This is a genomic window from Enterococcus sp. LJL51 (genome assembly GCF_054871795.1).
On record NZ_JBTXLW010000015.1, the window covers coordinates 75,698 to 95,750 of the forward strand.

17 protein-coding genes and 1 other annotated feature are annotated in these 20,053 nt (G+C 39.8%); of the genes, 4 read left to right on the forward strand and 13 right to left on the reverse strand.

What is annotated here, in order from left to right:
* Positions 1–32: 32 nt before the first annotated feature.
* The 7 genes from ACYSNQ_RS13555 to ezrA form a co-directional block, all read right to left on the reverse strand.
* Complete coding sequence (locus ACYSNQ_RS13555) at positions 33–2,678, reverse strand: valine--tRNA ligase (protein WP_426084110.1); 2,646 nt, start codon at positions 2,676–2,678, stop codon at positions 33–35.
* Positions 2,679–2,771: 93 nt separating this feature from the next.
* Positions 2,772–2,999: a binding site (T-box leader), on the reverse strand.
* Positions 3,000–3,132: 133 nt separating this feature from the next.
* Positions 3,133–3,624: a thiol peroxidase gene (gene tpx, locus ACYSNQ_RS13560; RefSeq protein ID WP_426084111.1), complete on the reverse strand. Its 492-nt coding sequence runs from the start codon at positions 3,622–3,624 to the stop codon at positions 3,133–3,135.
* A gap of 67 nt (positions 3,625–3,691) precedes the next feature.
* Positions 3,692–4,336: a redox-sensing transcriptional repressor Rex gene (locus ACYSNQ_RS13565; RefSeq protein ID WP_426084112.1), complete on the reverse strand. Its 645-nt coding sequence runs from the start codon at positions 4,334–4,336 to the stop codon at positions 3,692–3,694.
* A 329-nt stretch (positions 4,337–4,665) separates the two neighbouring features.
* On the reverse strand, positions 4,666–5,877 hold the full coding sequence (gene thiI / locus ACYSNQ_RS13570; protein WP_426084113.1) for a tRNA uracil 4-sulfurtransferase ThiI: 1,212 nt from the start codon (positions 5,875–5,877) through the stop codon (positions 4,666–4,668).
* A gap of 316 nt (positions 5,878–6,193) precedes the next feature.
* Positions 6,194–7,345 (reverse strand): cysteine desulfurase family protein, encoded by a 1,152-nt coding sequence (locus ACYSNQ_RS13575; RefSeq protein ID WP_426084114.1) that lies wholly within the window; start codon positions 7,343–7,345, stop codon positions 6,194–6,196.
* Between the two features lie 84 nt (positions 7,346–7,429).
* Positions 7,430–7,855, reverse strand: a complete 426-nt coding sequence (locus ACYSNQ_RS13580; RefSeq protein ID WP_426084115.1) for a DUF4829 domain-containing protein — start codon at positions 7,853–7,855, stop codon at positions 7,430–7,432.
* A 69-nt stretch (positions 7,856–7,924) separates the two neighbouring features.
* A complete protein-coding gene (ezrA, locus tag ACYSNQ_RS13585) occupies positions 7,925–9,646 on the reverse strand; it encodes a septation ring formation regulator EzrA (RefSeq protein ID WP_426084116.1) in 1,722 nt (573 codons plus the stop codon).
* Positions 9,647–10,135: 489 nt separating this feature from the next.
* Here ezrA and ACYSNQ_RS13590 point away from each other — a divergent pair, with 489 nt between their 5' ends.
* Positions 10,136–11,488, forward strand: a complete 1,353-nt coding sequence (locus tag ACYSNQ_RS13590) for an aspartate kinase (RefSeq protein WP_426084117.1) — start codon at positions 10,136–10,138, stop codon at positions 11,486–11,488.
* 31 nt (positions 11,489–11,519) lie between these two features.
* On the opposite strand, the gene ACYSNQ_RS13595 is transcribed toward ACYSNQ_RS13590, so the two are convergent.
* The 4 genes from ACYSNQ_RS13595 to ACYSNQ_RS13610 all read right to left on the reverse strand — a co-directional run bounded on the left by ACYSNQ_RS13595 (position 11,520) and on the right by ACYSNQ_RS13610 (position 14,584).
* A complete protein-coding gene (locus tag ACYSNQ_RS13595; protein WP_426084118.1) occupies positions 11,520–12,056 on the reverse strand; it encodes a pyrophosphohydrolase domain-containing protein in 537 nt (178 codons plus the stop codon).
* Entirely contained in the window at positions 12,046–12,903 is an 858-nt protein-coding gene (locus tag ACYSNQ_RS13600; RefSeq protein WP_426084119.1) for a Cof-type HAD-IIB family hydrolase, read from the reverse strand. The genes ACYSNQ_RS13595 and ACYSNQ_RS13600 overlap by 11 nt, the downstream gene beginning before the upstream one ends.
* A gap of 8 nt (positions 12,904–12,911) precedes the next feature.
* The gene (locus tag ACYSNQ_RS13605) at positions 12,912–13,745 is read right to left on the reverse strand and encodes a DUF72 domain-containing protein (RefSeq protein ID WP_426084120.1); all 834 of its coding nucleotides are present in this window, start codon (positions 13,743–13,745) and stop codon (positions 12,912–12,914) included.
* A gap of 101 nt (positions 13,746–13,846) precedes the next feature.
* On the reverse strand, positions 13,847–14,584 hold the full coding sequence (locus tag ACYSNQ_RS13610; protein ID WP_426084121.1) for an acyl-ACP thioesterase domain-containing protein: 738 nt from the start codon (positions 14,582–14,584) through the stop codon (positions 13,847–13,849).
* Between the two features lie 366 nt (positions 14,585–14,950).
* Here ACYSNQ_RS13610 and ACYSNQ_RS13615 point away from each other — a divergent pair, with 366 nt between their 5' ends.
* Positions 14,951–15,535 carry a lytic polysaccharide monooxygenase gene (locus tag ACYSNQ_RS13615; RefSeq protein WP_426084122.1) on the forward strand — a complete coding sequence of 195 codons (585 nt, stop codon included), beginning with the start codon at positions 14,951–14,953 and terminating at the stop codon, positions 15,533–15,535.
* Positions 15,536–15,615: 80 nt separating this feature from the next.
* Here ACYSNQ_RS13615 and ACYSNQ_RS13620 read toward each other — a convergent pair whose 3' ends face one another.
* Both ACYSNQ_RS13620 and ACYSNQ_RS13625 read right to left on the reverse strand, forming a co-directional pair.
* The gene (locus ACYSNQ_RS13620) at positions 15,616–15,978 is read right to left on the reverse strand and encodes a VOC family protein (RefSeq protein WP_426084123.1); all 363 of its coding nucleotides are present in this window, start codon (positions 15,976–15,978) and stop codon (positions 15,616–15,618) included.
* Positions 15,979–16,195: 217 nt separating this feature from the next.
* Complete coding sequence (locus ACYSNQ_RS13625) at positions 16,196–17,524, reverse strand: C1 family peptidase (protein WP_426084124.1); 1,329 nt, start codon at positions 17,522–17,524, stop codon at positions 16,196–16,198.
* A 136-nt stretch (positions 17,525–17,660) separates the two neighbouring features.
* Between ACYSNQ_RS13625 and ACYSNQ_RS13630 the strand changes: the two genes are divergently transcribed.
* On the forward strand, positions 17,661–18,035 hold the full coding sequence (locus ACYSNQ_RS13630) for a GntR family transcriptional regulator (protein ID WP_426084125.1): 375 nt from the start codon (positions 17,661–17,663) through the stop codon (positions 18,033–18,035).
* A gap of 20 nt (positions 18,036–18,055) precedes the next feature.
* Complete coding sequence (locus ACYSNQ_RS13635; protein WP_426084128.1) at positions 18,056–19,438, forward strand: DUF5808 domain-containing protein; 1,383 nt, start codon at positions 18,056–18,058, stop codon at positions 19,436–19,438.
* The last annotated feature ends 615 nt before the right edge of the window (positions 19,439–20,053 follow it).

Below are 20,053 nucleotides of genomic sequence, written 5' to 3' on the forward strand. Positions count from 1 at the left end.
GCGGGGCACTAGAAGCTCCGCTTGTTTTTTATTTATTCAATTGTTTTCAACTGTTCTATTCTGTCGCGAACGGTTTTTTGTTTTTCCAGATAGTCTTTTTCTTTTTCTTTTTCCGCCTGCACAACATCCTCCGGTGCATTTGAAACAAAACGCTCATTTGATAGCTTACCTTGTACCCGTTTCACTTCCTGATCCCATTTTCCTAGTTCTTTTTCCAAACGGGCAATCTCTTCTTCAATATTGATTAAACCTGCCAGCGGCAAGTAAATTTCTACTCCAGATAAAATTGCAGACATTGCCAGCTCTGGAGGAGTGATATTTCCACTAATCGTCAATTCTTCTGGATTACAGAAGCGTTCAATATAGCTCTTATTTGCAATCAGAAACTGATCTGTCGCTTCATCTGTTGTCTTAATCAATAATGTAATGGGTTTAGACAGAGGTGTATTTACTTCCGCACGGATGTTTCTTACAGCACGGATCACTTCCTTCAGTACTTCCATTCCTGTTGCTGCTTGAGCATCTGATAACTCCTGGCGAACAAGCGGATATTCTGCGACTACCAGCGAAGTTCCTACATGAGGAATTTTTTCCCAGATTTCTTCCGTTACGAACGGCATAATTGGATGCAGCAGACGAAGAATACTATCTAGTGTATAGACAAGAATACTCTTTGTGGTCTGTTTTGCTCCCTCATTCTCTCCATAAAGAATTTCCTTGCTCATTTCAATGTACCAGTCACAGAAGTCATCCCAGATGAAATTGTACAGCTGGCGACCGGCCTCCCCAAATTCAAAACGGTCAAACAACTCAGTAACCCGTTCAATCGTCTCATTCAAACGAGTCAGTATCCAGCGGTCAGCTACAGTTTTTTCACCACTAAAATCAATATCTTCTACAGTCATACCTTCAATATTCATGATAACAAAACGACTGGCATTCCAGATTTTATTGATAAAGTTCCAGGCTGCATCCATTTTTTCATAACTGAAGCGGACATCCTGACCTGGAGCGGAACCGTTAGATAAGAACCAGCGAAGAGCATCTGCACCATATTTTTCGATGACATCCATTGGATCAATACCATTTCCAAGCGACTTACTCATTTTGCGTCCTTCTTCATCCCGAATCAAGCCGTGAATCAAGGCATGCTGGAACGGCCGCTCGCCAGTGAATTCCAAACTTTGGAAAATCATTCTGCTAACCCAGAAGAAAATAATGTCATAGGCGGTTACCAACGTGCTGGTAGGGAAATAACGCTGATAGTCACTACTTGCTTCATTCGGCCAGCCCATCGTTGAAAACGGCCATAGGGCTGAGCTAAACCAGGTATCTAATACATCGTTATCCTGTGTCCAGTTCTCTGTATCTGACGGTGCTTCCATTCCAACATACATTTCCCCAGTTTCATTATGATACCAAGCTGGTATTTGATGACCCCACCATAACTGACGGGAAATAACCCAGTCATGAACATTCTCCATCCAGCGAATAAAGGTTTGGTTAAAACGATCGGGGAAAAATTCAACCGCATTATCTGACTGCTGATTTTTAATGGCTTCTTCTGCCAGAGGCTGCATTTTTACAAACCACTGTGTAGACAACCGAGGTTCAACAACAACGCCTGTCCGCTCTGAATGTCCTACACTATGATTCATTTTTTCGATTTTTATTAAGTGGCCCAGCTCTTTTAAATCAGAGACGATCAGCTTGCGAGCTGCAAAACGATCCATTCCCTGATATTTTCCAGCTAGCTCATTCATTGAACCGTCTTCATTCATTACATTAACTCTTGGCAGTTTATGGCGATTACCAACCTCAAAATCATTTGGGTCATGAGCTGGTGTAATTTTCACCACGCCAGTACCAAATTCCATATCTACATAGTCATCTGCAATAATCGGAATCTCTTTGTCCATCAGCGGCAGTACAACCATTTTGCCGATTAACGACTGATAGCGCGCATCATCCGGATGAACAGCAACCGCTGTATCTCCCAGCATAGTTTCTGGTCGAGTTGTCGCAATTTCCACTGATCCAGAACCATCAGCCAGCGGATAACTCATATGATAGAAAGCTCCCTCAATATCCTTGTGAATAACTTCAATGTCGGATAGAGCCGTTCTTGCTTTCGGATCCCAATTAATAATATATTCACCGCGATAAATCAGATCTTTCTCATACAGCTTTACAAAAACAGTCCGCACAGCTTTAGACAAGCCATCATCTAATGTGAAGCGTTCACGGCTATAATCCAGAGACAAGCCCAGCTTTGCCCACTGTTCTCTAATGTGAGAGGCGTACTCTTCTTTCCAGTCCCATACCTGTTCTACAAATTTTTCCCGGCCCAAATCATAGCGTGAAATTCCTTGTTCAGCTAGCTTTTCCTCTACTTTTGCTTGTGTAGCAATACCAGCATGATCCATTCCCGGCAGCCATAAAGTATCATAGCCCTGCATTCTTTTCTGGCGAATGATAATATCTTGAAGTGCAGTATCCCAGGCATGACCTAAATGCAGCTTTCCTGTAACATTTGGCGGTGGAATAACAATAGAGTATGGCTTGGCCTCTTTGTTCCCGTTTGGCTTGAACAGCTCCTGATCCAGCCATTTCTGGTAACGACCTGCTTCTACTTCTGTCGGTTGATATTTTGTGGGTAAGTTATTTTCTTCCGTCATATGTATCTCCTTCTTTCATGTTCATTCGACCACAGCTTTATCTGTGTGCTTTTACTACCAAAAAATAAAAAAAGCCCTAAAGCAGTTAAACTGCTTTAGGACGTAAATTTACGCGGTACCACCTAATTTGTGCTGGAATTACGAACTCCAACACCTCTCTGTCATTAGTGAACTAACGGTCACTACTCGGATAATTCTACCATAAAATTCAAATTATCGACTCACAAGCTACCTTCCTGTTAATGCAGTAAAAATCTTTCACCAAATGATTTTCTCTCTAAAACGGCGGTTAACAGTACTCCTCTTGCTCTTTGTCTTTCTTCTGTTGTATTGTTGTATTGTTCTATCGTTAGACCTCTAACCTGTAGCTAGAGCTCTTTAAAGCATTCTGATTTATTGTCTTCCTGTAGGGACATTCTACAACGAACACTTTTGAATGTCAATTTGAAATCGATTATCGTAGTGCTTTCGCTTTATCCAGCGCTTCCTGATAATTTGGTTCTTCAGATATTTCCTGACTAATCTTTTCATAAGCCAGCACACCAGTTGAATCGATAACGAAAATAGCACGAGCCAAACGGCCCATCTCTGGAATAAATAGACCATATGCCTCACCAAATGAGTTGTCTACATCACGAAGCATTTCCATATCGACACCTTCAGCTGCACACCAGTTTTTCTGCTCGTCTTTTGTGTTGTTGGAAATAGTCAAAAAGGCCACACCCTCAACCGCACCTGCCTCCTGATTAAAGCGTTTTGTCTGAAGAGAACAAATTCTGGTATCGATATCCGGCACCACACTAATCAACACAGGCTGTCCTTTTAAATCGCTGAGATTAATCTTCTTGTCTGACAAATTTTCCAATGAAAAATCAGGTGCTTTAGCGCCTACTACAGGCTGCACACCAGCCAACTCGACCTCAGTACCTTTTCTTGTTACAATCATTAAACTTCCTCCTTTACTTATTCTATTCAAGTATAGAGGAACTGTTTTCAGAACTCAAAGGAAGTGCCTACTTTGAAAAGGCAGTATCAAAGTAAATCAATGTCTGGAGTTCGGTCGTCAGGTCGATATACTGTACATTAACATGACTGGGAACCGTTACTCTATCCGGTGCAAAGTTCAGAATCGCTGTTACTCCAGCCGCAACGATTTCATCGATTGCTTTTTGCGCATATTTACTGGGAACGGTAGAAATAGCAACCGTTACATCTTGTGCTTCAACCATTTCAGTCAGCTGATTCATCGGCTGTACACAAACATCATTGATTTGCTCACCAATGATTTCCTCGTTCACATCAAATGCGCAGACAATATTCAGATTTTCATTTCTTCTAAAATTATTTTTTATCAGTGCTTTACCAAGGTTTCCGCAGCCAATCAAAGCAATTTTCTTTTCTTCCTGAGTATTTAAAATGTTATTAAACACTTCGATCAGGTAGGGAACATCATAGCCGTACCCGCTTCTGCCTAATTCACCTAAGTGAGAAAAATCCCGGCGAATCGTTGCTGGAGGAATTTGAACAATTTCACTAAATTCTCTAGACTTAATCCGGATCATTCCCGAGTCATCCAGCATTTTCAAATAGCGCAAATATAAAGGCAGGCGTTTAGCTGTAGCTTTTGGTATTTTCTTCTCATTTGCTAAAATTTCCATTCTAGTTCTCCTTTGTTACTCTTTTCACATTCTAGTTTAACACCCTCTATAAAATACAGCAATAACTTTGTGAAAATAAGTGAACTTCTTTACAAAAATGCAGAATTTATTAAGCATTCTCTCATAAAGCCATAATCGGAAGACAAAAAAGAACATGGACCACGCAACGGACCATGTTCTGTATTTAGTTTAAGTTTTAACAATCAGCTTTTAGAAACGTTTAATTCCCTTTATCAAGCTGAAGTAGATAAAGCAGGTTTCACTTACCGCTGTAATCACAATTTATTGCATTTTTCTGACTTCTACGATTTACTTTGAACTCCTAGCTGCTACAATAAATCAGAAAAGTCCTCTACTTTTTCATCGGATTCAGCCGCTGTTATTTCACTAACTTTGATACCTGCTAAAGCCCGTTCCATCAAGCCTTCCAAATCTAGTCTAGCTTCATATTGTCGGGTTTTATCAAGCTTCGGTCTGGTCTTGGGCTGAGGCGGCGCAAAGATTGTACAGCAATCCTCAAAAGGTTGAATAGCTAATTCAAAGGTATCAATTTTTTCAGCAATTTCTATAATCTCATTCTTATCCATGGAAACAACAGGTCGAATAATCGGGGTATTAGTCACATCATTGATGGCAACCATGCTTTGTAACGTTTGAGAAGCAACCTGTCCTAATGATTCCCCATTGATAATAACCAGACCATTTCTCTGTTCACGAAGGATATCTGTCAGACGCAGCATTAGGCGTCTGGTAACTGTCATTAGATAGCCTTGAGGTACAACCCGTTTAATCTCTTCCTGTATTTCAGTAAAAGGCACTTCAATAAACTGAACACTCCCGGAATAAGGAGCCAACTTTCCAGCTAAATCTTTTGCTTTCTGCAATGCCTGCTCACTTGTATAAGGTGGACTGGCAAAATGGACTGCCTCAACTTCTACACCGCGTTTCATCGATAGATAGCCGGCAACTGGAGAATCGATACCTCCAGATAGCATCAGCATGCCTCGACCTCCGGTACCAACTGGCAAACCTCCGGCTCCCAGCAAGGTTTCATATGATAAATAGGCCCCTTCTCTGCGAATTTCAACTCGAATATTAATATCCGGCTTCTTCATCTGTACCTGAATGTCTGGATAAATCTCAAAAACGGCTCCTCCTAATTCTCTGTTCAACTCATTAGAGTCCATTTCAAAATCATGATCTGAGCGCTTTGAGGTAATCTTAAATGTCATTCCCGCTTGATAAATATCACGCATTATTTCTTGAACGGCTGTCCGAAGTGCGGGAAAGTTTTTCTCAATCCGAACACTTGGCGAGAAGCTCTGAATTCCAAATACCTTTTCCAAACGGGGAAGAATTTGACTACTATCCTCTCCGTTAAGCAACAGGTGCATCCGATCTCTATCTGCATGAATCTTCACCGCGGGAAACTCATCCAGCACACGCTTAACATTGGCTGCAAGCTGCATAATAAACGCTTTACGGTTTTTTCCTTTGGTGGATAACTCACCATATCTAATCATTATTTCTGTATAGTTCAAAATATCCAAAATCCTTTCTTAGCTGCTACTATCTAATATTCTTACTTAACGGACTGTATGTACGCTTTGTCTACTCCCATTGCTTCAACAAAATACGTCTTACTATACCATAATTTATCTACAGTTTAAATAAGCAATCGCCGAGATATTGCTCAGAGATTACTCAAACGTTTATTATGGCCTGTAGTCACAATAGTTCTTCAGTGATACCTGCTGCATATGAAATAAAAAACTGAGCTGAAGCGGGGAACTTCGAAAGCACTAGGACAAATACCTAATTTTTTTGAAGTTCTCCAAAGCTACTTCTCAGTCTAACTTACAAATCACTTACTTTCAGAAACTTTTTATACAATTGATTAAAGACTACCATAAATTGTTCAGCTTCCGCCATCGTGTTGTTCTCATCAAGACTGATGCGTACAGCAGAAGTAGCTAGATGTTCCGGCACATTCATAGCCCCTAATGTACTGCTGCCAATTTTTTTTCGGCTAGAACAGGCACTCGTTGTGGAAATAAAGATTTGCTTCTCTTCCATCGCATGAACAAGCACTTCTCCACGAATCCCTTTTAATCCAAAGCACAGGATATGGGGAGCAAAATCTGTTGTTTTTTCTGAAAAAACAACAACCTGCCCATAGTTTGCGAGACTATCAATCAAAGAATTTCGCAAAGTCTGAACATAGTTTTCTCTTGCCAGATTCCTCTCTGTAGATAATCGTAGCGCTTTAGCCCCTGCAACGATTCCGGCAATATTTTCTGTACTGCTCCGTTGATTCTTTTCCTGACCACCGCCAGTTAAAAGCGGAGCTAACTTACGGCCTTTTTTCCAATAGATAAACCCTACACCTTTAGGTCCGTGAAATTTATGTGCTGAAAAAACAGCAAAATCCACTCTAGGAGTCAGCCATCTTTCTTTTGGTACTTTAGCAATTGCTTGAACTGCATCTACATGAAAATGAATTTTAGGATACTCTGTTAAAATCTTACTAATTGCCTGAATTGGCTGAATGCTTCCAATTTCATTGTTAACTGCCATAACCGATACGAGGATAGTATCTTGGCGAATCAAGCTTTCAAATTTATCAACTTGTAAAATCCCCCGCTTATCTACAGGAGCAATAGACAGTTCAAAACCCAGCTTTTCTAATTGCCTTGCTGTTTCTGCAACAGCTGGATGTTCGATTCCTGAAATGATGATATGCTTTCCAAAAGCAGCTTTTTCAATTGCTGTTCCTTTCAGCACCCAGTTATCGCCTTCTGTTCCGCTGCCGGTAAAATAAATTTCCTCTGATTCTACCCCTAATATATCGCCAACTTGCTTTCTTGCTTGCTCAAGTAACCGATAGGCTTGATTTCCCAAGTCATGCAGACTAGAAGGATTCCCTATAATCCGCTGACTGGTCTTCACATAAGCATCTAACGCCTGCGGGTCAATTACGGTTGTCGCACTATTATCAAAATAAATCATTTCATTACCCTTCTTCCAAAAAATTCTTTCTCATTATAGCTTGTTTCCTTCTATTCTTCAATGTTTTACAGTCTGCCGTGAATTTCAGTAACCAAAATCCTGGACCTCCCACTTGCCGCTGTTTTTAGCTTTCACAACAAACCACAACCAGTTTGTATAAGTGGAATTAGGATTCAATGTATTCTCTGCACCATCTCCATCCACTTCAAACGTTGAAGTAAAAACGATAATATCTTTAGATGACAAACCGCTCCCTGATCCGCCTCCGGATTTCAAGTAAGTCTTTATTTCAGCGACGGCTTTCTCTTCTTCGTAGACAAGCTCTGTTAACGTACAGCCTCTAAAATCACTAAATTTTTTCTTTACAGATTCTGCAGCTGCATGTAGATCGGTTTCTGCGTGGCTAGTATGTCCTATTGTTAAGGTTGTCATCTTTGTATTTCCAGTTTTAGAACCAGAAAAAAATAACCCGATAAAACAAAGAAATACCAACATTACTTTTCTTTTCATTCTCTCCACCTAACTTTGTTGTATAAAAAAACAGGACAACATACTTGTCCTGTTTTCATATTGCTTAGACTAAACGGCATCCAAATTCTTAAAGTAAATATCTTCAATACGTCTGAACGCACCTGGCTCTACCCGTTCAAGAGCAGTTCCGATAACGTCCAATGCATCCTGATAGCGATAATCTTTAGAAAATAACTCTAAAGTTCGCTCCATCGCCTCATTGATTGCTTCATTTGTATGACGGTAGCGGTTCGCATACTGCATCATTTGCTCAGTCAATGCAGCAGAGTTTACCAAATCATTGGTTTTCTTATCTAATAAATCCAAATCTTCTTTACAAAGATCTGATAGCTTATTGATCTCTTCGATATTAATACGAATTCGGTTCAATGATTTACTTAGCTCTTCAATTCGGTCAGTCGCCATAAAGAAGAACTCAAGATAATCAGCAGGTAAACCCGGCAGACGTTTCTTCTCAACAAACCGTTTTAGATTGCGCAGGCGGAATTCATATTGATCCACTTTTTCCTGTGCAATTTTTTCTTCTTTACGAAGCTCTTTCAGAGATAAATCAATTTCCATCTGCTGATTCTCAATATCAGCAAGTACACGGTAACAGTCTTTGAAGAATGCTTGTACTTCAGAATACGGTACAGTATGCTCTTCCATCTTTGGTTCATAATCTTCATATCGGCGAATCAACTCTTCAATCTCTGACTGGAAGCCTCTTGAACGCCCCAATTCATTGTGATTCAAGGTATAGCTTTGGGATGTATGATCCAGCTCAATCATCAGCTGACGGTTATTCCGAAGGACATGGGCGATGTAATCACCGATTGTCTTACGGTTATTAACAACATATTTTCTGGAATTGATTTCTCTTTCCATGATTTCATACAATCCATCGATTGCTGCTGCGGTATCTCTGTTAGCCACCTCTACAGCTGCCACCTCGGCTTTTTCTAAATCAACAGTAGAATTTTTTACACGTTTCTTCACGCGGTTCAATTCGTCTGAAAAGTTCTGTTCAGGAAATACGAAGTGATCATCCAACAGACGTTTGTAGCCTTCTTCGATTTCTTTAATCTGATCTGGGAATACGCGAGTTAATTCATCATGCAGCGGCGGAATCCGTTTCATAACATCATCCAGTTCGTAGGTATGACGTTCCGCACTTTCCAGCACTTCTCTTGCTTCCACAGGATCGCCGGATGTATTTAATGTGACGAACTGAGTAAATTCAATTTCAATATTTTTCACTTGCTTCTGTAGTTCTGAATAGGCACTGCCAAATCCTTCTTTTTCTTCCTGAAGAAGGTTGCTGATTTCCTCATAGATATCCAATGCTTTTTGAACTTCCAGCGAGTTGCGTTCTTCACTTTCACGAAGTTCTTTCAACCCTTTGCGGATTTCTTCCACTTCAGATTCCATGTCATCCATGGTTTGTTCGGCTTCACTCACCGCACGTTTTGCTTTCATATAACGGAAGGAATCATTTAGTTCCTCGACTTCAAAAATCTGGCTTTCCAGTTCAGCAAATGAACGTGTTGAGATATCCGCCCAGCGCTGGTTCCATTCACGGAAGGTGTTCTGGCTTTGACCAACCATGTGCATCTTCTTAATCTCATCGACTTCTTCAATAACAGGCAAGTCAAACAGCTCTTCTTTTCTTTTTTCAAGACTTTTCAGCTTGCTTTGATTCTGCCTTCGCATGAAGTGTCCAATCAGATATAAGATAGCCGCAACGATGATTATCACTAGAACCACGATAATAATCAAATTGTTCTTCATTATTATTTCCTCCGTTTATTCAGCATTTATAAATAGAAATTACGCAGCTCTCAATGAATAATAACTGGATTACTACTTGAAAGACTGAAACAAATTCTTTATCATTTTCGTAAAAAAAACAACTGTAGAAAATTATATCACAAAGCAGCCCCGCAAGCACTAATTTAAATGAGGATTTACAAGAAAATTATTTCTGCCTCTAACTTGCTGTAGATTACTCTGTCGATTTTCTACATGACTCGTACCTACTAAATTTCACTATTCCCAGTTTATCAAAATTTACGGGAAAAATGAAGTGATTTATCAAATCCTTGAAGAAAGAATAGGCAAATTATTTTTGCTGTTGCTTTTCATCAGGATTTTAGGTATTCTTTTACTACTAATATTATAAAACAATGAGAAATGAACACTTTGTTCTTCCTTGTTTTTTAATACATGCTAAAATAATCGTGGAAATAATATTGGACTGACAACAAAGGAGTGGGAATAGTGAAAGTGATTAAATTTGGCGGAAGCTCGTTAGCTTCAGCAGTGCAGCTGCAAAAGGTACTTAATATAGTGAAAGATGACGCAAGCCGAAAGTTTGTCGTTGTTTCCGCTCCCGGCAAGCGCTCCGGTGAAGACATCAAAGTAACCGATCTGCTGATTAATTATTATGAAAAATACCTGAATAACGAGGCAACACAAAAAATTGTAGACAAAATTGTTGCCCGCTACGAGGACATCATGAATGAATTAGAGATGAACAAAGCAGTATTGAGTGATATTCGTCATGCCATCACTGCATTATCACAGCTTCCAAAGGAGAACAACCCTCATTTGTTTGATGCTTTTTTAGCTAGCGGTGAAAACAACAATGCTAAGCTGGTTGCAGCTTATTTCAAGGATCAGGGCTTGGCAGCCGTTTATAAAAACCCTCAGGATTTGGGTATCATTGTCTCAGATGAACCGGGGAATGCTAGAATTCTGCCCTCTTCTTACGATAAAATAGCAGAATTTAAAAACACAGAAGAAATATTTGTAATCCCTGGTTTTTTTGGTTATACCGAAGCAGGGGATATCTGTACATTCTCTCGAGGCGGCTCGGATATTACTGGTTCAATCGTAGCAGCCGGTGTTCAAGCAGACCTCTATGAAAACTTTACAGATGTGGATGGCATCTTTGTTGCCCATCCGGGAATTGTTCGTCAACCTAAAACGATTAAGGCGCTGACGTATCGGGAAATGCGTGAGCTGGCTTATGCAGGCTTTGCTGTACTCCATGATGAAGCATTGATGCCCGCCTACAAAGCACATATCCCTGTTGTTATTAAGAATACTAACAATCCTTCTCATCCAGGTACGTTGATTACCACCAAACGCGATACTTCTAGTGAACCGGTTGTGGGGATTGCCAGCGATCAGAACTTTGCCAATATTTATATTAGTAAATATTTGATGAACCGGGAACTTGGCTTTGGACGAAAGGTTCTTCAGATACTGGAAGAGATGGGTCTCAGCTATGAACACATGCCTTCTGGAATTGATGATATTTCAATTATTCTGAGAGAACGACAATTATCCCCGGAGATTGAGGAAGCATTGATTCAAAAGCTGGATCAGGTCTTAAAACCTGACGAGTTGAGAATTACCCGCGGGTTATCCATGATTATGATTGTCGGCGAAGGAATGCGTCAGCGAATCGGGGTTACAGCAGATAGTACGATGGCATTAGCTGAAAACGAAATCAATCTGGAAATGATTAACCAAGGCTCCTCTGAGGTCAGCATCATGTTTGGTATTCGGAAAGATCAAGAGAAACAGGCTATTCGAGCGCTTTATAATACATTTTTCAACAAATAGATAGGAAAACGAGACGGCTCACTAGACTTAACTAGTCTGCTCCGTCTCGTTTTTTTAGCTTATAAGCTATCTGGCGCTCCAATTCTGCCTTTATCTTAGGCTCTGGCGCGTAGTTTGCCTCCCAGTCTTCTGGTTTCAGAACTTTATGTGTCACTTCATGATAATGGGGCTTTCCATCAGCAAACAGCTTACCCATATTTGCTTCATGAACGATTGAAAACAGCTTCGTCGGATCCACGCCCAGCAAAGAAAATGAACCATAGGTAAAATACAGTAAATCAATCAAGGCATCTACCTGATCAACTAAAGGATCTTCAACCTTCTTTTTCTTCTGCTCCATCTTTTTTTCCGCTGCATCCACATCCTGCTTCAGCTGTTCCACCAACTGATGAAATGCTTCTTTATCGTTGCCTGCTGATGCATATAAAAACTCGACCAGCTCTTCTGCTTTAAAGCCGGCGCGTGCTGAAGCATCTTTGCTGCTAAAAGCCGTCGGCTTTTGCGGTCGGCGGTTATCAAATGTTTGATGAAACTCTTCCGTTTTATCAAATGGATTATCAATTTTCATCAGCTGTCTCCTTAATCACATTATAATGGCGTAAAGCTTCATAGATGCCATGAGCTTCATTTGTATTTGTCACAAAATCAGCGGATGATTTTACTCCCTCCGGAGCATTTCCCATAGCAACACCAATACCTGCACCTTCAAGCATTTCCACATCGTTCCAATTATCTCCAAACACCATTACCTCGTCCAGCGAAAAGCCGAAATGTTCGATACATTTCTTAATCCCTTTGAGCTTCGAACCGCCTTTAGGAATAATATCAACAACATATGGATTGGAACGGGTAATTGTACAATTGGAAAGCTGCTGCTTCAAGTCCCCTAGCTCCTCTTCTGGACTAAGTAGCACGCATTGATAAATCTTCTCTTTCAGAATATCCATTTCATGATAGCGGCATTGGTCCTTTTTCGGTTTTAACCCAACCATTAAATTTTTAAAGGACTCTACCGGAAACCAGCTTGGAATAAAACGGGCCAGCTTTTTCGCCAGCCGATTCTGGCCAAACTTCATCAATGAACTACCTTCCATTCGTGTACGTCCGCCAAACATCATCTGCCGCCGGCCCTCATCGGCAAAATCAACTAGCTCCTCAACTATTTCTTTAGAAAAAGCCCGTTCGTAAATCGTCTGTTCATTTGTATAAACCAACTGCCCATTATAAGTTAAAAAAACATCTAAGTTTAAAGAATCAATTTGTTCGCTCAAATGGACAGGTCCTCTTCCCGTAGCTACGCCGCACAAAATCCCCTGACTCTGGGCCAGTGCAATCGCCCGCTTGGTAGAATCAAGTGCTCGTGCATGTTTTGTTACTAGTGTACCGTCAATATCAAAGAAAATTATCTTAATCATAAATCTCCTTAAAACAAATCTATCTGTGTTGGATTTAGTTCCTCATACTCTATACCAAGTGCTGCTTTCATTGCTAAGGCATTGTCAGCTGCATCCCCGCCGGAGTTATTATTGAAAATAACAGCCGTTTCCTTTACTTGGGATGCTATTTCTTCTACAGCTTTACTTAATTCCGCAATTTCCGTTTGGTTATATCGGTAAAGAGTTCGCTTTTTCCGCCACTCCTTATCATTCGCCAGCCAGCCGGCAGCATTTCTGCCATGAAAACGGAAAAGTACAAACTGATCATTTGTAATAAATGGATAAAAAGGAATTGGATTCGTAGGAATTTGGGGTTCGTCAACAATCACTAAAGAAAATTGTCGGGCCTTCATGAATGCCAGTGTCTGCTTCACATAGTCCGCCTGATACCAGCTGCCGTTTCTCAACTCTATTGCTACTGGATAATCTGCAAACCATGACCGAATTTTCTCAAGGTACTGCACATTTTCCTTTGTACAGCCGAAGCTGGCAGAAAATTGAATTAGAAAAGCAAACAGCTTGCCGCTCTCAACCATTGGTCTCATACTATTAAGAAAGGCTTCTACCATCTCTTCTTCACTTTGATAATAGGTCTTCCAGTCTCCCTGGCAGCTAATCCCGCTGTATGCTTTAATAACAAATCGGAAACTCGCTGGAACTGATTCCGTCCAGTTGCGGACTGATTCCTGTTTTGGAATACCATAATAAGCTGTATCCATTTCCACTAAAGGTAAATGACCAGCGTACTCAAAAAGGGAAGCTCGCTTTTTCCCAGTTAATGTTTCATGCTCGCTAAATGAAGTCAAGCCTAAACGAATCATTATTGTCTCCTTTATCGTTTGTTTAAACCTTATCCTTTTATACTATTCAGAAATAATAAAAAGTAAACAAAAAAGAATTCTGTTATCTTTTTCTGGCTGAATTAATCTTTTTCCCAGTGAATATTTGCTTCACAATATAACTGATCACCGATTCGAATTTCATGCCGGGACAACGGACCTTTCTCTGTTTCGATTACCTCGTAGTGGCTTTCTACTTCATGTCCGTATTCGACTTCTTTATCAAATTTAACGTTAACCCGAACAGGTTGGTTCTGGGAAAGAAAATCATATCCCAAAACATCCAGCAGCCAATTAAAATAGATCGCATTATTCACATGTTGGTTACCGTCTATATCAAAATAGCGGACACGGTAAACGGCGGATTGTCCATTTTCAACTTTTTCAATTTTTTCACTTCGATGAATTTTTTTGATTTTTTCGCTTTCATAAGGAGCGATAATCTCTTCAAGCACACTGCTCATCTTACGATTTTCAGTATTCATCAACACAAAGGTTGATTGGATAAAGACGCACTCTTCACCTGATTCATCATGTATCCAGAAATTCCGGTAACAAAAATATTTATTATAAGAAATTGCCTGCGTAGTAACTGTCAGCTTTTCTCCTACTTTAGGCAACCGCGTGATTGTCAGCTCATAATTGGTAATTACCCAGCCTAAGCCAAAGCCAGCCACAAAATCAGCACTTCTATTTAATAAAGCACTTTGTTCTTCCGATGTCTTTATAACGACCGCCAACAACGAAGGCAAAGTCATTCTCTTTGTAATATCGCAGTCATAATAAGCAACCTCATAAGGCATTGCATATTTTTTTCCCATAGCTCTCTCTCCTTCACGCCATTTTCAGTTCAAAACTCATTTTTCTATTATAACATATGTATGAAATATATAAATATTAAGAGGCTTGGAAATAACTTAGGTTTTATAAAAAAAATTACACTCTCCAAGCAAAACTCTAAACCTCAGCTGTACCATCTATCAGTCTTCCCACATAATAGAGTAAAGTCATGATAACCGTATCATTAATCCTTTAGCTAATTTATATAACAGAAAATCAATTAAAGTCCTTATTATGCTAAAATTAGCCATCCGAAACATTATAAAAGCATATCTTTTGAACTTAAGAAATATTCATGTTAAGTTGTCATTGTAAGCGCTACAAAAAAACTACTAGGAGGCAACACAATGAAGAAAGTATTGTTGAAAGCAGTCTTGGCACTTGGGTTATTCACAGTAGGTACAGTAACAGCAGCAACCGTTTCAGAAGCACATGGATATGTTTCCAGTCCTGGAAGCAGAGCCTATTTCGGCAGCGCAGCCGGTGGAAAAGTTAATACAAATGTCGGTCGTGCAGAATGGGAACCACAAAGCATTGAAGCAGCGAAAGGTACCTTTATTCCTGGAAAACTGGCAAGCGCTGGTGTTGGCGGCTTCGACCCGTTAGACGAACAGTCTCCAACCAGATGGCATAAAACAACAATTCCTACAGGTCCTCTAGCACTTACCTGGACATTGACCGCCCGTCATCGTACATCTACCTGGGATTACTACATGACAAAACAAGGCTGGGACTCCAGCATGCCGTTAAATATCAATGATTTTGAATTGATTGGTCAAGTGAACGATAATGGTACAATCCCAGGTTCAGCAGTTAACCATACCGTTACTGTTCCTTCCAATAGAACTGGCTACCATGTCATCTACGCTGTCTGGAATGTCTATGACACAACCAACGCATTCTATCAAGCCATTGATGTGAACGTTCAATAATCTATCGATGTGAACGAAACCGGGTTCAGACTATTTTCCTCCAATGTCTGAACCCGGCTTTATTACTAGCGCACTATTCCTTACTCACCATAGTAAACAGCCTCTATATTATATCCGTCAGGATCAATGATAAAGGCAGCATAATACTTTTCATGGTATTCCGGTCTTAAGCCTGGTCCCCCATTGTCTGTTCCACCAGCCTCTAAACCAGCTGTATAAAATGCAGCAACCTCTTCTTTAGAATCCGCACGAAATGCGAAATGATTTGGTTTTGGCTCTCCTTGTGCTAGCCAGAACTGTCCTCCCGCTACATCTATTTTTCCGAAGTTTGCTGCACCGTCAAAAGCCAGTTTTAGTTCTCCATGTAAAGGCGCTAAAACTTTTTTATAGAAGTCTTTACTCCTTTCAATATCCTTAACAGTAATTGAGAAATGATCAATCATCGTACCACATCCTTTCTTTTGTTATCACTTTCAATTATAAGAACATGTGTTCTTTTAGTCAAGATTTATTTCCACCCATTTTCTTAGTAAGGAAATGAGTCTACTTAAATACCCATGACTCATAACGCAAGATTGTATTAAGCCCCGCTTCTATTTTAAAAAACAGAGGATAATGCATAGTAAAATGCACTTTCCTCTGCTTTTAAAACATCTGCTCTTATGCCAATGCCCCCATCGGATCCCAGGGTGCCAGCATTTTAGGTTCTTCTTCCCATGCCTTTAGCAATTTGTCACTTAAATATTCTTTACGTACAACGATTTGGTAAGTGTACTCATCCATCCAGGCATCACTCATAACAAAGAAACCTTTCTCGCCGACCTTTTCTCCCCAGCTGTTTTCCACTTTCCATTTCACTGTTTTGCCATCAATGACATCCACACCTGTCAAGACCATAGCATGAGTCATCAGACTCTCACCATAATCTAAACGTTCTGCTTTAGTCATTGTAAAATCAATATCAAATAATTCATCGATTTCATAAGCATTCAACGCCATAATCCCGCTCTCCCGTGTTGAAGATTGACCTACATCACAGCCAAACCAGACCGATTCTCCCTGTTCCAGCTGCTTAGCTGCCAACTCTTTAAAGGTACTCATATCAACATTTAAATATTTTACAGGTTTGCCGCCTACTACATTTCCCAGCATTTCTACGGTATAGGTTTTTTCGTAAGGCTTATCCTGTGTGGGTGCATTAATAATGCTGACGTACTCATCTAAATCCACACCTACGTATTTAGCATAAAAGCTCTGTGGTGTCAGGTCTTTGTCTAAATGATAGTTTTTTTCTTCATCACGGTATTCAAAATCAAAGCTTTCCGGTGGCGTGCCTAAAGAGATAGCTAAAAAGTTGTAAATTTCCTCTAGCATCTTTGTTTTTGCCTTTTGTACCTCAGCTGTTGTTTTCCCAGCTTCAATCAGTTTTCTAAGTATGACAGCATCTTTGCGCAGTTTTTTATTCAGATAATTATTCAAATCTCTGGAATTTGAACTGTTTTTACTTTCCGGCATAGCTGTTTTTGGCACTACACCATATTTTTTGAATAAAGAGACAATCATATCCCATTGACCGCCATCCTGTTGAGGGGTTGCCAGCAGGAATGCAACCTTCCGGGAATCCAGCTCCTGAGCAGCAGTAGCAATGATATTTTCATAAAAATAATTTGATTTTTCATATTTATCCCAGAAAAATGTATAGTTTTGGGACAATTCAAAATCCTTCAATTGAAAGCTGTTAATCATTTTATGACGAAATGTATTCAAAGCAGCAAACATCCAGCAGCGTCCGCTTTGCTTCTGATTAGCTACTCTTCCGGTAGACAAATCGACAGAAAACACCTGTACATTTTCTACTTTAGCAGCTTGTGTTTCTGCCGACTGCGTGATGCCGTTTTTGACTACACTATTTTGTACTGCACGCTGTTTTCTATTTTCAGCAAAAGCTGTTCGAAATTCTTTAGTTGTTTCATTTTTGATTTCTGACATTTTTTTCATCCTTCCCTCTAGCACTTCTTTTTTATTATATGCTTCGATTCAAAATCCCACAACTAAAGATTATTGCCAACTGCCGATTTTTGTATTATACTAACTAATACAAATGATATAAAAAGAGGTGTCTTTTATGCTAATGGAAATCGATATGAAAAGTGATATACCTATTTATCAGCAAATTCGTAATCAAGTAATTTTAGGAATAGCTGCCGGAAAGCTATTGCCGAATGAACCGTTGCCGTCTGTCAGACAAATGGCAGATGAGATAAGAATTAACATGATGACTGTATCTAAAGCCTACAATGCTCTAAAAACGGAGGGCTATATTGTCACCGACCGGCGCAACGGTACCAAAGTGGCTGAGCTGCCTCAGGCTACTCCAGAGTTTATGAAGCAGCTGTACACTTCATTAGAACTGGTTTTAGCAGAGGCAGTGATTCATCAGCTGGATGATTTGGACATCCATGCTATTGTCACCCAAATTTCCACAAATTTTAAAAACTAAAGGATGTGTTACTCGTGAGTATGAATTTAATTTTTCTATTAATTCTTTTAAGTATGAATCTTCTAATGGCTGTGATTGGACGTATTGTTGCCAATCCCCATAAAAATATTATTTTAGAAACAACTTTACCTAAAGAACATTTACAGGATTCCCAGGTGACCCAAGTACGTCAAACCTATAAGCTGCGCCTGATTCAGACCGCATTGCTTTTTTCTCTTGCTGATCTTTTGATTTTATTTCTCCCATATGATTCTCTGGCTATGTTGTTTTTTCTGCTCTCCATATTCGGTTTAATCGGCGTGATGTATTTTATGCAGGTTCTTTACGTTAGAAGAATGACAGACGTCAAAATTAAAAATAACTGGATACTGCCAACCAAGCCTCTTTTAATTGATACCAAACTGATTCAAAATAAAAACCGTCGGCTGATTAAGCCCTATTGGTTTATTCCTGGAATAGTTATTTCATTTGCTGGCTGCCTATATACTTTTTTTATATTGAATAGTGCCATTGAAGTCATTATCTTTGGTGGAATTTCACTGATTACTTTAGGTATATTTATTTATTCCTATTATTTAATCAGACGTTTGCCAGTAAAGCCAATGACGGATGATGAGCAAATTAACCAGCAAGTTAACGATGCCATGCGCTACTATTGGTCCCTGCTCTTGATTTCATCAGTGCTTGTTTTTAGCCCGCTGTCCTTTCTCCCTGCCCTGTCAACTCAAGCAGCTTACGAGAAAACCTTATATCTTGTGATTGCCTACTTTGTTTTATTGTTTGCGTATATCGGCTTCATTTTCTTTATACTGTTCCGGCTGCGTAAAACCCAAGATAATTTGATTATGCAGGCTTCTGATTACCGCTATGGCGATGAAGATCAGTACTGGCGATACGGAATTTACATTAATCCAGATGATCCCCGGATTATCATTCCTGATCGATTAGGAATGAACATGTCCGTAAATCTGGGCAGACCAGCTGGAAAAGCTGCGATGATTTTAACAAGTATTATTATTGTGGGTGCTTTGATTATTTCCTGTGTCCCTTTATTAATCAACGATTTTTCTAATGATCCGTTTCAATTAGCAATTTCAAAAACAGAAGTAACCATGACTGCCCCTTTTACACGGACTCGTGAGATTCCTGTAACAGATATCCGCTCAGTCCAATTAGTAGATAAGCTGCCGGAAAATAGTATCCGTATTTATGGCTCAGCAACTGAACATTATCTGACTGGTGAATTTCGTATTGCTGATAGACCGGCATACTTACTAGTGTACAAAAATCAGCAGCCTCTTTTAAAAATAGAAACCCTAGATTACACGTATTACTACACAAATAAAGAGTCCGAAAAAACCACCCAGCTCTTTAAACGCCTTCAAAATGAGCTCAATCCCTGATTTTCAATTCTACTTCTGCCTGTTTTGAGAAGACAAACAATTGAATAAAATCGTAAGACTTGGACTAAGTGAGTTTGGGACATAAGTAAATGCCCGAACTCTTCTTTCTCTAAAATCCGAATAAACGGCGTTCCAGTCTTTGTATGCTTCGAGGATCGCAACAGAGTGAGAACCGTAGACAAGCTTGTAGGAACCTAATGCTTTGTCTCGAGAATCGCTAGACTCGTAGAGACAGCAAGCTCACTACACTTCGTTCCGATAGCATCAACTTCTAAGTGCTAAAAGCACTAAGAGTTGAAGTTCTCGGAAATAAGCCGAACGATCTCAAAAATATGAAAAGCTCCAGGTAGGTATCAATCAACATCTACTCGGTTCCCTCGTAGTGTTTCTTGATAATTTCCGGATAATCCGTCTTATTGCTGTGAAACACAGCGAGGGATGAGCTGATGTTGAACAGTACCTACTTGGTTCTCGAAGCTAAACACTTTGGCACTGACCCCCAAGAATGAGAATATAAAAAAGAGGCACCTCCGTTGAATTTATTTTATATAATAAATTTAGCGGAGGTGCTTTTGATGAAGAAAAAAATGGCGTATTCTCTTGAAGTCAAAGAGA

Bases quoted from the DNA above. Each gene is read 5' to 3' on its own strand.
- ACYSNQ_RS13555 (WP_426084110.1), bottom strand. From the start codon at position 2,678: ATGACGGAAGAAAATAACTTACCCACAAAATATCAACCGACAGAAGTA.
- tpx (WP_426084111.1), bottom strand. From the start codon at position 3,624: ATGATTGTAACAAGAAAAGGTACTGAGGTCGAGTTGGCTGGTGTGCAG.
- ACYSNQ_RS13565 (WP_426084112.1), bottom strand. From the start codon at position 4,336: ATGGAAATTTTAGCAAATGAGAAGAAAATACCAAAAGCTACAGCTAAA.
- ACYSNQ_RS13575 (WP_426084114.1), bottom strand. From the start codon at position 7,345: ATGATTTATTTTGATAATAGTGCGACAACCGTAATTGACCCGCAGGCG.
- ACYSNQ_RS13580 (WP_426084115.1), bottom strand. From the start codon at position 7,855: ATGAAAAGAAAAGTAATGTTGGTATTTCTTTGTTTTATCGGGTTATTT.
- ezrA (WP_426084116.1), bottom strand. From the start codon at position 9,646: ATGAAGAACAATTTGATTATTATCGTGGTTCTAGTGATAATCATCGTT.
- ACYSNQ_RS13595 (WP_426084118.1), bottom strand. From the start codon at position 12,056: ATGAAAATTGATAATCCATTTGATAAAACGGAAGAGTTTCATCAAACA.
- ACYSNQ_RS13600 (WP_426084119.1), bottom strand. From the start codon at position 12,903: ATGATTAAGATAATTTTCTTTGATATTGACGGTACACTAGTAACAAAA.
- ACYSNQ_RS13605 (WP_426084120.1), bottom strand. From the start codon at position 13,745: ATGATTCGTTTAGGCTTGACTTCATTTAGCGAGCATGAAACATTAACT.
- ACYSNQ_RS13610 (WP_426084121.1), bottom strand. From the start codon at position 14,584: ATGGGAAAAAAATATGCAATGCCTTATGAGGTTGCTTATTATGACTGC.
- ACYSNQ_RS13615 (WP_426084122.1), top strand. From the start codon at position 14,951: ATGAAGAAAGTATTGTTGAAAGCAGTCTTGGCACTTGGGTTATTCACA.
- ACYSNQ_RS13620 (WP_426084123.1), bottom strand. From the start codon at position 15,978: ATGATTGATCATTTCTCAATTACTGTTAAGGATATTGAAAGGAGTAAA.
- ACYSNQ_RS13625 (WP_426084124.1), bottom strand. From the start codon at position 17,524: ATGTCAGAAATCAAAAATGAAACAACTAAAGAATTTCGAACAGCTTTT.
- ACYSNQ_RS13630 (WP_426084125.1), top strand. From the start codon at position 17,661: ATGCTAATGGAAATCGATATGAAAAGTGATATACCTATTTATCAGCAA.
- ACYSNQ_RS13635 (WP_426084128.1), top strand. From the start codon at position 18,056: ATGAATTTAATTTTTCTATTAATTCTTTTAAGTATGAATCTTCTAATG.